Annotated in this window: 11 protein-coding genes; 1 reads left to right on the forward strand and 10 read right to left on the reverse strand. The window is 34.7% G+C overall.

Going from position 1 to position 12,194, the window contains the following annotated elements; genetic code table 11:
- Window positions 1–880: 880 nt before the first annotated feature.
- The 7 genes from C6H17_RS12870 to tyrS all read right to left on the reverse strand — a co-directional run bounded on the left by C6H17_RS12870 (window position 881) and on the right by tyrS (window position 7,274).
- Complete coding sequence (locus C6H17_RS12870; protein ID WP_020995884.1) at window positions 881–1,807, reverse strand: PKD domain-containing protein; 927 nt, start codon at window positions 1,805–1,807, stop codon at window positions 881–883.
- Between the two features lie 101 nt (window positions 1,808–1,908).
- Window positions 1,909–2,037: a hypothetical protein gene (locus tag C6H17_RS13255; RefSeq protein ID WP_263363176.1), complete on the reverse strand. Its 129-nt coding sequence runs from the start codon at window positions 2,035–2,037 to the stop codon at window positions 1,909–1,911.
- Between the two features lie 272 nt (window positions 2,038–2,309).
- Window positions 2,310–2,783 (reverse strand): hypothetical protein, encoded by a 474-nt coding sequence (locus tag C6H17_RS05070; RefSeq protein ID WP_005218288.1) that lies wholly within the window; start codon window positions 2,781–2,783, stop codon window positions 2,310–2,312.
- A gap of 41 nt (window positions 2,784–2,824) precedes the next feature.
- On the reverse strand, window positions 2,825–3,541 hold the full coding sequence (locus C6H17_RS05075; RefSeq protein ID WP_005218290.1) for an LPD23 domain-containing protein: 717 nt from the start codon (window positions 3,539–3,541) through the stop codon (window positions 2,825–2,827).
- Window positions 3,542–3,703: 162 nt separating this feature from the next.
- Window positions 3,704–4,915: an N-acetylmuramoyl-L-alanine amidase family protein gene (locus C6H17_RS05080; RefSeq protein WP_020995883.1), complete on the reverse strand. Its 1,212-nt coding sequence runs from the start codon at window positions 4,913–4,915 to the stop codon at window positions 3,704–3,706.
- A gap of 10 nt (window positions 4,916–4,925) precedes the next feature.
- Complete coding sequence (locus C6H17_RS05085) at window positions 4,926–6,017, reverse strand: nitronate monooxygenase (RefSeq protein ID WP_005218295.1); 1,092 nt, start codon at window positions 6,015–6,017, stop codon at window positions 4,926–4,928.
- A gap of 9 nt (window positions 6,018–6,026) precedes the next feature.
- Entirely contained in the window at window positions 6,027–7,274 is a 1,248-nt protein-coding gene (tyrS, locus tag C6H17_RS05090) for a tyrosine--tRNA ligase (protein ID WP_005218297.1), read from the reverse strand.
- A 311-nt stretch (window positions 7,275–7,585) separates the two neighbouring features.
- On the opposite strand from tyrS, the gene corA reads away from it, so the two are divergent.
- On the forward strand, window positions 7,586–8,557 hold the full coding sequence (corA, locus tag C6H17_RS05095) for a magnesium/cobalt transporter CorA (RefSeq protein WP_004088932.1): 972 nt from the start codon (window positions 7,586–7,588) through the stop codon (window positions 8,555–8,557).
- 481 nt (window positions 8,558–9,038) lie between these two features.
- On the opposite strand, the gene C6H17_RS05100 is transcribed toward corA, so the two are convergent.
- The 3 genes from C6H17_RS05100 to C6H17_RS05110 form a co-directional block, all read right to left on the reverse strand.
- Window positions 9,039–10,208 (reverse strand): pyridoxal phosphate-dependent aminotransferase, encoded by a 1,170-nt coding sequence (locus tag C6H17_RS05100; RefSeq protein WP_005218299.1) that lies wholly within the window; start codon window positions 10,206–10,208, stop codon window positions 9,039–9,041.
- Window positions 10,209–10,519: 311 nt separating this feature from the next.
- Complete coding sequence (locus C6H17_RS05105; RefSeq protein WP_005218301.1) at window positions 10,520–11,377, reverse strand: ParB/RepB/Spo0J family partition protein; 858 nt, start codon at window positions 11,375–11,377, stop codon at window positions 10,520–10,522.
- A 1-nt stretch (window position 11,378) separates the two neighbouring features.
- Window positions 11,379–12,170 (reverse strand): ParA family protein, encoded by a 792-nt coding sequence (locus C6H17_RS05110; protein ID WP_004088939.1) that lies wholly within the window; start codon window positions 12,168–12,170, stop codon window positions 11,379–11,381.
- Between the last annotated feature and the right edge of the window lie 24 nt (window positions 12,171–12,194).

The raw sequence follows: 12,194 nt of genomic DNA on the forward strand, positions 1-12,194 counted from the left end.
TAGCATAAGTGGGTAATTGCTTTTTAATGTAAGAGTAAAAAATCCCCTTGTGTGTTGTGTTGCTTATGATTATAGTGTATCAATAGCCTTTATAATCTAGCTTAAATAAAGCCTTATTTAAAACTTAAGAGTAACTTAAAATTTCATTGTTGGAATCGCAATTCTATCCAAAGTCCGCAAAATAGGGCATAAAATGTATATGTGTGTCAAAATTTGTGTCATCAGTGTATTTTTTGTGTCATTTATGTATGATAGAAAATCTTAAAGAATGAGATAAGTTGCAGAGAGATTGAAATATTTAAAGCTTTATGGCTTGTATGATTGGCTCTTGTAAAGTTGTCTTGCTTTGATTGGCTTTTGTGTAAATGTAAAGGCTAGTGTGATTTATGTTTGCATGATTTAGGGTTTTTTTGTGCTATTTGTGTAATTTTGGCTGATATTCCACTGAAATAAGGCTCTAAAACTAAGCTAAACTAGGCTACATTTGGCTAGTTTTTGCTTTTTTGATAGAAATTACACTTAAATCTACCATTAAACTTACATAAATGACTTACATTTTCTTGCAATTTTGTTAAATTCTGCTTTGTTTGCTTCATTTCATAGTGTTTTTGTCAAAAAAACTCACAAACAATCTTTTTTATATGTTTTCGCTTATATATTACTATCAACAAACATGTAAAATATAAAAATCTCGCAAAATGTGGCGTGTGAATTGTAAGGCTTTGAGAATGCAAAAATTGCAATTTTGGCTTTAAATGTGGCGTGGAAAAAAGGTATATAAATAGATTTTGGGCTTTCAAGTGTGGCGTGTGAGCTTAAAAAAGGTCGAAATGGCTTAAATGCAGTATCTAGCACATTTAAACACTAGCAAAAAAAATACTTAACACACCAAAATCTCTAAATCCCTAAAGTATTCTTTCATTACAAATTTATCTTGGCTTTTATCATTGACATAATCTTTATTCTCAACTTCTACTAAGGCTTTTAATCTTACATTGTATGAGCCTTCTTTATTAAAAGACTTTAATATATTGTCCTTTTGACTACTCACTTCACCATCTCCAAAATCCCATTCAACTTCTACTAACTCAATAGAAGTAACAATATGAAATCCTATCACTTCATCAATAGCTATAACACTCTTAGTAGCATATATCTCTAGTATAGTCGTATCAAAGTCTGTATTGTAGTCAGGTATTTGCACCTTTTTCCACTCATCTGTATAATCACTGATTGGAGCTTCACCTATTGCTTTGAGTGCATTCACGGTAGTTTGCTGCATATCATAGCTTTTAAGCAAGTCTGGTTTATTTGCATTAGATAGGACATTTTGATAGCTTACCATACAATTAGCTTTGTTTATCTGTGCGTTATCATTGGCACTTTTATGTAATACTTCTGCCTTGATTTTATCTTGCAAGGCTTGGGCTTGAAGTTGTGCTGTTTGCATTTTACTTGCTTGTATCTTAAAGAAACTCTCTTTCACTTGATTTGATAGCATTGCTACTTCTTTTTTCTTACCTAGTATGCCTAAAGCACTTTGATTTTGTGCGTCTCTTGTAGCTACTTCATTTTGGTCTATGGTTAATGCGGTTTGGACTGCACTTTGAAATACGCCTAAAAATGTTTTAGCCATAAAATCACTATAAGCTAAAGCTTTTTGGTCGTCTGTAAAGGCATAGCTTGGCATATACTTTACAAAACTATCTAAGGCATCTTTATATATTTGACTATCTTTCATCTTAGCTTCTATAAAGTCGAAATTCTCTTGGAATTTCTTTAGAGTGAGATTTTTTGTGTCTAACATGTTAAATCCTTTTTTTTGTGGTATAATACTCCCACGCAAGAGTAGTAGCCGTAGGATACGCAATGTAAGTGGTTTATCCCCTTTGCTGAGGCACTCTTGCCTTAAAATGCTTCATATACTAATTCGTATTCATTTATCATTTTTAGCATTCTTTCCCTTGAGGCAATGTAGCTTGTTTTGTAGCGGATTCTATTGCTCTTTGGTATGGCTATACTAACGATATTTAGCACTCCCTTTTCATCTTTAAAAGGTTTGTAAAAATAGTAAGTGTCTTTTTTGTCTTTGGTTATAAAAAGTGGGTTTTGCAAAGTTGGTAATATCGCACCGCTTATATCTATCCTGTTTTGTTTGTTAGAATTTTGCGTTAAATGCTCGTAAGCTTTTAAAGGTTCTATTTCTAGTTCTTTTATAGGTGTTTGTATATTGATATATTTTTTATTTTTTAAAAGATGTAAAAAATCATCTTTTGTTATAGGTTTAGGTAAATCTTGGGCTATTTCTTTTAAATAACTATATTTAAATTATTGTCTATAAGTAGCCTATCTTTCAAAGTCATTGTCTCTCCCAAAATCTTATTGCTAGATTCTAGCATATTTTCCACTTTGTTTGTTGGCTCCTTGCTTAACACTTCCCCTTGCATTGTGCTTTCTGCTATGGTATCTTTTAAAGGTGTATCCATAGTTTTATAAGGGTGTGGAGTTTGAGTATAATTGTCTCTAAGCTTTATTGCCCTTTCTCTACCTCTTAATGCACTATCTATAAACTCTAAGTTTGTTTTAATACTTCTTTCTTTATCTTTTTGTGATACGCCTTTATACTTTCCTATGCCATTTTTGATTTCTTGTATTTCTTGTTCTGCTTTTTGTATATTTTTATCTATTGTATCTATTGATTTTTGGATTTGTTCCTTAGGTGGTTTTTTAGTCTCATAACCACTGACTTGTTGCATTCTGTTTTGCACATTCCTTGCTTCCACTTCGCCGTGCCTTAGCCTGTAATTATCCTTGCTAAGTGTTTCTAATTTTCCCCATAAGCAAAGCCCTCTATATCTTGGATTGCGTGTTGGATTTCGTGGTAGAGAGTGCTTTTTGCCTCTTGTGGTGATTTTAGTGTATCTATTTCTAAGGATATTTTCTTTTTATCTTTTTTATACTCACCTAAAATGTCTTCACCTAATGGGTCAGCTTGTATTTTAAGGTCCTGTAACTCTGGGTAAGCTTGAAATAATTCCTTATCCTGCAATACTTCTTTCAATTTCATATAGTTATTATCTCTTGAGTAGTCATACCTTATGCTTTTTAGTAAATCCCAATCAAATTCCCCGCCACTTTGGCTTATCTCAAACTTCCATTTAGAATCTTTATCTTTATACCAGCCTGTTTTTTCCCATATCTCTATTTCATCTGCCCCACTAGATTCTAATTCTTTTGCCTTTTGTAGCCTTGCTTTGTGTGGTGCATAAGATTCATTTACTAAAGCCTTTTCCCCTGCAAATAATTCCAAGCCAACATTCCTAACCCCTAGCTTCTCATACTCTTGGCTAAAGTTATCTTTATAATTTTCTATAATATTTTTGACATTCTCTCTTAGTTTATCATAGGCATTACTTTTCTTAAGTCCTATCATTTCTGCTGTGCTAACAAAAAGCTGAATAATATTATCAATAATCTTTTCAAAGACATTTGCCCTTTTAAGCTTACTAGCAAACTTAGGGTTAGAAAGCTCTGCTATCATCTCGTGTGAGTTTTTTAATCCATAATCCCCTGTCTTTTCTCTAGCATTCCACGATGTGAATCCTAGCTCATCTTTTTTCTCTACAATCTGCTTATAGATTGATTCTATATTCTTGTGTTAAAAGTGTTTGGTGCAATATTTAGAATAATAGATTATAGTAATTTATGGATTCTTTGTTATATACCCATCAACACCATTTGCAATGCCTTTGGCGATTAGGGTTTGATAGCTTGTATCTTTTAGTCGCTCTGATTCTACTGGGTGAGAGTTATAGCCTATTTCAATAAGGATTGAGGGCATGAGAGCACCTACAAGCACCCAAAATGGTCCCTCTCTTACACCACCATCAAGATTCTCATTATATTTTGTGCGGATTTGCTTTAGGATACCTGCTTGCACATCCATACCAAGCTTATTTGAAGCGATAATCCTTTGTGAAGTAAGGAATGAGGCAATGGTTGTTGGCGAATATTCCGCCATGCCTTGATTCTCAATAGCAGCGGCATTTATCGCCCTCTCTGTCCTTGCGGTTGATAGAAAATAGGTTTCCACGCCTTTTGGCTGTCTGCTTGAACCTGCTGGTATAGAGTTTGCATGAATGGATATAAACAAATCCGCATGTATCTCATTTGCCATTTCTGTGCGTCTTTGCAGCTCAATAAATATATCAGTGTTCCTTGTCATATAGACCACATAGCCTCTTCTAGAAAGCTCTTGTGCGGTGAGTTTGGCTACGCTTAAGACAATATGTTTTTCACAAGTTTTAGAAATGCCTTGTGTGCCACAATCTTTACCGCCATGACCGGGGTCTAGGATAATAATTTTTTTACGATTTTTACTCGTTGGCGTTGCTTTTGAAACAAGTATTGGCTTTGGCTGATTTGTGTTTGCAGCTGGTTTTGGTTTAGGCTTTGGTGATTGTGGCTTTTGTGTTGTGGGTTTTGCTTGTTGTATGGGCTTTTTTTCTGGTTGCTTTTCAGGCTTTTTTGAACTTGCGATTGGGACTATACTTTGTTTTGCATTTTTTTCTTTGATTGCGATGTAGAGATGGTTGCCTTTGGTATTGTATTCAAATTCAGTTTTTGAGGTGAGGGTGATAAGCACACGAAGTCGCTGTTTGTTGTTTTGTGCGATTGTGATTTGAGTGTTATTTGGGAAGTTATACTCTTTTCTACCTGTTGGCACATATATGCCGTATATGTCTATAAAAGTGCTTGTATCACTTAGTTTATGAACGCTGATTTCATCTTTTTTGAACGCTCTGTTTGCATCAATCCTAAGGCTTGATGCACCAAAAGGAATAGTATTTAAAACGCGCAGTGTGTCGGCTTGCAAACTGCTTATAAGCAAGAAAAAAAGCACAATGCAACGCATACATATCCATTTAGCGTTGTGTTAATTCATCAACTAATGCTTTAACGCTCAAAATCTCTTTTACGCGATAGCCATTTGCACCACTGAAATATAAACCCTCTTCAAGATTCCCTAAATGTCCCTTGCCTAAGCTATCAGCTATGCAGTAACCCACTTTTTTTGCTTCCTTGCCCCTTTGACATGGGCTAACGCAGTTGCTAATGCACTGCACTTTTGGGGCATTTCCCTCTTTTAATCTCTGCATTACACCGATCTTTAAAGCTCTTGCTGGATAGCCAACGGGCGATTTTACAAGCTCAATATCATCTTCAGTAATATGTGGTAGGATTTGCTGATAAGCTTTCGCATCACATTCTTTTGTCCCTAAGAATCTTGTCCCCATTTGCACTCCACTAGCCCCTAGTGAAAGCATGGCATCAATATCATTTCTATCCCAAATACCACCTGCAGCAATAATTGGCATAGACCCCCACTGCATAGATTCTGTGACAACTTGTGGCAGAATGTTTTCAAGCTGATATTCTGGCTTAAAACAATCCTCATATTTAAAGCCCTGATGACCACCGCTTAAAGGTCCCTCTACGACCACAGCATCTGGCACTCTTTTATATCGCTCACTCCAACGCTTACATATAACACGCAGGGCTTTTGCTGATGATACGATTGGGACTAATGCTACTTCTGGAAAATTCCTTGTAAATTCTGGCATATTTGTAGGCAGTCCTGCACCTGTAATAATCACATTTGCCCCCGCTTCACACGCATCTTTTACCACTCTGCCATAGTCATTAATTGCATGTAAAATATTTGCACCCAAAGGCTTATCACCGCATATTTTACGCGCATTTTTAAAGATTTCATTCAACGCATTTTTACTATAAAAGTTAATCGCCTCAAAAGGCTTACTTGATAAAATCTTATCAACAAAACCCATATTTTTATAATAGCCCGTGCCAACTGCAGAGATAATGCCTAGACAACCTTCCTTTGATACATTGCCTGCCAACTCGTCCCAACTAATGCCAACACCCATGCCACCTTGAAAAATAGGATATTTTATCGTGTGTTTTCCTATTGTTAAGCTTTTAAATAAATTGCCCATTATCCTACCTTATATGCTATCTACAATAATAATTTTAGCAAACTTTCTTTTACCAAGTTTTATAATAAATTCGCCTTCTTGTAAAAAGTGAAAATTCTCATCTGTTTGCTTTGCTTGATCTATACTTAAAGCCCCAGCTTTAATATCTCTTCTTGCTTGTGAAGTAGATGGGCTGAAACCTAGCTCTACTAGCACTTTGCATATCCACTCGCCTTTTTGTATCTCTTTTGTTTCAATGTCTTTTGGAATCTCTTTATTGCTAAATATCGCATTAAAGGCTTCTTTAGCCTGTATTGCCAAGCTTTCATTATGAAAACGCGTAGTAATCTCTAAAGAAAGTTCCTCTTTCACAGCCTTTGGGTGCAACTCACCTGTCTCTACACCCCTTTTTAGCTTTGCTATCTCTGCTAAACTTTTTGTGCTAATAAGCTCATAATAACGCCACATAAGCGTATCATCAATGCTTAGAATCTTAGCATACATATCATTTGGGGAATCTGTTACGCCGATATAGTTTTTAAGGCTTTTGCTCATCTTATTGACACCATCTAGCCCTTCAAGTAAAGGCATAGTCATCACGCTTTGTTCTTTACCGCAATTATATGCCCTTTGCAATGCCCTACCTACCAAGAGATTAAACTTTTGATCATTACCGCCAAGCTCAATATCACAATTTAGTGCCACAGAATCATAACCTTGCAATAAAGGATACATAAACTCGACAATAGAAATAGGCTGATTTTCTTTAAATCGTTTTGTAAAGTCGTCTCGCTCCATCATTCTTGCCACAGAGTATTGAGCGGTCAGCTGCATGATATTTACACTTGTAAGACTACCTAGCCATTTACTATTAAAGCAAATATCTGTCTTATCTTTGTTTAGAATCTTAAAGACTTGTTCTTCATAAGTCTTAGCATTTTGTGCTACTTCCTCAAAAGTTAGTGGTTTTCTTGTCTCACTTTTCCCTGAAGGATCGCCTATTGTCGCAGTGAAATCGCCGATTAAAAATTTTACTCTACCGCCATAGTTTTGAAAAGTCGCAAGCTTTTGCAATAACACAGAATGCCCTAAATGTAAATCTGGTGCAGTGGGATCAAAACCAGCCTTTACAATAAACTCTTCCCCCTTTTCATAGAATCTTGTTACTAAAGATTCTATATACTCTTTACCGATAAACTCCACACAGCCCCGTTCAATTTCTCGCATGGCTTCTTGCACTTTTGCTTGTAGCGTAGAGTTGGCATTATTTGCTTGCATACTATTGTATTCCTTTTTTGTTGCAATTTATCTTTCAAATAGGTAATAATACTATGAAATTATAAAGATTTTTATAAACTATTAATGTTATTTTAAGTTTTTGTTGAAATGGTGGCAATTAAGGTGGATATTGTCTCGTAAAATCTCTCTATTGCAAGAATCATATTCATATCTTATTTATTACAATTATATACTACAAGCTTTTTTGGGAAATCACACATCATGCAATAATATGTTATAATGCGTAGTTTCTGTAACAATGTTTAGCGGATATGTAAAACCAAGTATTCAAAAAAGCGTAAGGAATAGTCATGCTTAATATTTATACTAAGACGAATAATGGGCTTGTCAAAAAGTTACAATTTAACATCGAAGATAATATTCTCCCTAGTAATATTTTGTGGGTTGATTTACTTCACCCAACAAATGATGAGATGAACTACATTACAAAGCAATATAACCTTGATATTCCAACGCAAGAAGAGCGTGAAGAAATCGAGCTTAGCGCAAGATATTGGGAAGATAATCTCACAATTACTATTAACACGCATTTTCTCGTGCGTATGCAGACAGAAAACAAGGAATTTAGCCTGATTAATGAAACAATTACTTTTATGACGACTAAAAATATTTTATTTACGATTAGATTCAATGATTTTAAGATTTTTGAAGAGATGCAAACACGCATTCTTGCAAGTCCAAAAAACTTTGAAGATGGCTATGATGTGCTTGATAAAATGTTTGAAATTCGTGTAGAAAAAGATGCTGATATACTAGAGTGGATTGATAAAGAGGCAAGAAAGCTACGCATTAATGTTTTAGAAGAAAAGAATGAATACACTTATGACAAAATGCTAAAAGGCATTTCAAGTTTGCAGGAACTTAATATGCGTGTGCGAGATTCACTATTTGATAAACGGCGCGCTATTACTTCGCTTATTAAAAGTGATAAGATTGATAGCGATATTAAACGCAATCTTACTATTGTTTTAAAGGATTTAAACTCACTTGTTGAATTTAATGTATCGCAACTCAATGTCCTTGATAATATCCAAACAATTCTAGCAAGTCAGATTAATATCGAGCAGAATAAAATCATTAAACTATTTACCGTTGCCACTGTTGCTATGATGCCACCAACTCTTATTGGGACGATTTATGGCATGAACTTTGAGATTATGCCAGAGCTTAAATGGGATTATGGCTATCCACTTGCAGTGCTTGTGATGATTATTTCCACCATACTACCACTTATTGCATTTAAGAAAAAAGGGTGGTTGTAAGATTTATTACATAGCAATTAATGGCTAAAGTCTTTTATCTAAAAACTTTGCTTAAAGTAAATAGCAAGGTGAATTTACATGAGAATCTTTTTTGTAGTTCTTGCTTCTATTTTTGATGCTTGTGGTAAAATAATAATATGTATTTCATTTTAGATCTTCTGTATTCGCTATTTTTTGTTTCTTAAGATCATATAATGTGAATTTGAGTTTATGCGAAAAGGTTGAAATATAGATATGCCAAACAACTCACTACACAAGGCAGATTATACAATATAAAAAATTCGAGAATTAATAAGACACGCGATACTAAACAAGATATGGAATAACAGAAAAATAAATACTTTGCCTATTTGAGATTCAATAGGCTCAAGCGAAAATATACAGATTCCAGATTTTATCTGTATAGATATAACAGATTGGCAGGAAAGGCTTCAATGGTGAAATTTAAAGCCCTATAAATCGCTACAAAATCTTAATGGTATTAGATATAGCGTTTCTGTCTAAAAGTTTTTAATACTTTTACATAATATTCAGCTTGCTGTGGAGTTCCTAATGTAACTCGACAGAAGTTATCAAACTTAGCAAATTGTCGTCCAACAAGGATATTTTGATTTCTCATATTTTTTGCAAAATCATCATAGCTACCTGTGATTTCATGGAAAATAAAGTTAGCATGTGAAGGTGCATAGCGTAAGCCCAAAGAATCAAGGGCTTTTGTTACAATTTGTCTTGATTTCACATTTGAATTTACACAATATTGCCTAAAGTTGAAATCAGCAAGTGCCGCAGTAGATGCAACTGCACCGCACACATTAATACCTGCAAGTTGCAAGAAATCTTTAATTCTTCTTTGCAACTCTGGTGTTGTAACTGCATATCCTACACGCAATCCTGCAAGACCATATATCTTTGAAAATGTGCGTGTTACAATAACATTTTTTGCACCATCTTTTAGGATATCAATACCACTTTTAAATGCAGGGTCAATCACATACTCTGCATACGCCTCATCGATAAGGAAAATCGTGCTTTGTTTTGCATTTCTTACCCAAGAATACAGATCGTTTGCAGATACAATGTTTCCTGTTGGATTATTTGGATTGCAAAGATAAACAAGAGAAATGCCATCAAACTCTCGCTCACTCTTTTTCATAGCATCAATATTCATGTTAAACTTAGAGTCTAAATCAAAATTCACAACTTCAATGCCTAGCGGTTTTGCATAAACAGCAGGGAATTCAAAAGTGGGATTAGGATTTATGATTCTAAATGGCATATTAAGCTCATTAGCCAAATTACTAACAGCATAAATCGCAGCTTGTAATGCAGCCGAAGAACCATTACTCACACATATATTGTCTTCTTTTACTTGATAAAATCTTGCAATACTAGAACGCAATTCCTCTTCAGCTTTGAAAGGATAGAGAGATAAATCTGCTGCCTTTTTGTCCAATGCTTTTTTAACAAGACTTGAAAAACCATACGCACTCTCATTGCTATTTAGCAATAATGGCTTATCTCTAGTAGGCAACTTAAAAGATGTGCCAGCAGCCTGCAACGGCGACAAAAAACCACCTAAAGCCAACGCACTAGCAATCGTTCCAGCCTTCAGCACATCGCGTCTATTCATTGTTTGTTCAACACTTTTCATAAGATTAACTCCTTACAATATGTTATATATGCAGTTTCCATGTCTGCAATAATACACTATTTTCACAGAAAATGCAATAAAAAAAGAAAAAATGTAGTATTTTAAATAAGCTTTTTTATGAATTTGAAAATATGAGAAACCTAGAAATGATTATAATGAAAAGTATATTGCACAAAATAACGACGCAAGAGTAACAAAATCAAGAATAACAAAATAGAATCTAGGGCATGATAATATGAAGTATAGCAAGCAAGGCTCTAAAGACACACAAAGCCTAAGCAAGAAAATGTGCGTTTAGGGCAAGAACAATATTATTGCAACTTCTGTAAAACAATATCAAGTTTGCTGTTTTCATCACATTGCAAAATAATACTATTCTTTTTTATGGTGCTTTCAATATTATAGGTTTTTAGAATCTCTTGTAGATTTTGCAGAGATTCCGCATAGAGAGATTCTGTAGAATCTTTATTATTCTCTAGCATCTTTGCCTTTGATTTAAGGTTTTTTGCAAGATTTTCTGTTTCTCTTACATTGAGTTTTTGTCCTAATATGCTTTGCAATGCCATCTCTTCGTCATTTGGAGTTAAGCCAATCAGCATTTTTGCATGTCCTTGCGTTATTTTGCCATCTTGGAGTAATTCTCTTGTTTTATCGCTTAATTCAAGCAAACGCAGTGTATTTGTGATTTGCGTGCGAGATTTGTGAATCTTTTGTGCGAGTTTTTCTTGTGTGAGATCATATTCTTTTAAAAGTGCTTGATAGCAAAGGGCTAAATCAATAGGATTTAAATCCTCTCTTTGCACATTTTCTATCAATGCCAATTCACGCATTTTGTAATCTTCTGTGCTAATGACTATGGCTTGTATATGCTCTTTTTGTAGTAGTTTTGTAGCACGAAGTCTTCTTTCCCCAGCAATAAGTATGTATCCACCATTTTCATTTTCACGCACGACTATGGGTTGTAAAAGTCCATGCTCTTCTATAGAATCCGCAAGTTCCCTCAAACTCTCATCATTAAAGATTTTACGCGGCTGCATGGGATTTGGCACAATATCATCGCATTTAATCATCTGCATGTTAGTATCTGAATCTACATAATTTTTCTCATACACAGCATTAATATCACCAAATAGATTATTAAGCCCACTACCTAACGCTCTTTTTGCCATGCTATTTCCTTTTTTGCTTCTTTAATAAAGCTTTTGCAAGACGCATATAAGCTTCATTACCAGCTGACTTGCTATCATATAATGCAATGGGTTTTCCATAACTTGGGGCTTCTGCAAGTTTTACATTATGCGGTATGACTACATAGCCTTCTTTATCATCAAAGAATTTAGTTTTCACATGATTTAATAAATCATCTAAAACTTGCTTTGATAGATTTGTCCTTGAGTTATACATGGTAGGCAAAAAACCTCTTATTGCTAGACTCGTATTAATAGACTGCTTTATTACCTTGACAGTATTCATAAGTTGGGCTAATCCATCAAGGGCTAAAAACTCACATTGCACAGGCACAATGAGAGAATTTGCCGCTGTTAAAACATTAATCGTAAGCGGTCCTAATGCGGGTGGCGAATCTATAATAATAAAGTCATAATCCATGCGAATAGATTCTATATATTGCCTAAGAAGTGTTTCCCCTTGACTTTTCTTTTTTGCGTAAAACTCAGATTCTATACCGACTAGATTTTGGTCAGTTGGAGCGATAAATAGGTGCTTTAGCATTGTGCTTTGGATAATATCTTGTATGGAAGTCTGCCCAGACATTACATGATACATTGTAGATTCTATGCTATTGCGTTTTATCCCATAGCTTAGTGTAGCATTTGCCTGTGGGTCAAAGTCAATAAGCAAAACTTTTTTATTACATAATGCCAAAGATGCGGAAAGATTCACAGCAGTAGTTGTCTTTCCAACGCCACCTTTTTGATTTGCAATGCCAATGACTTCGCCCATGCAATCTCCTTATTTCTTGTAATA

The organism is Helicobacter rappini (assembly GCF_900198625.1).
In the GTDB taxonomy this organism is placed as follows: domain Bacteria; phylum Campylobacterota; class Campylobacteria; order Campylobacterales; family Helicobacteraceae; genus Helicobacter_A; species Helicobacter_A rappini.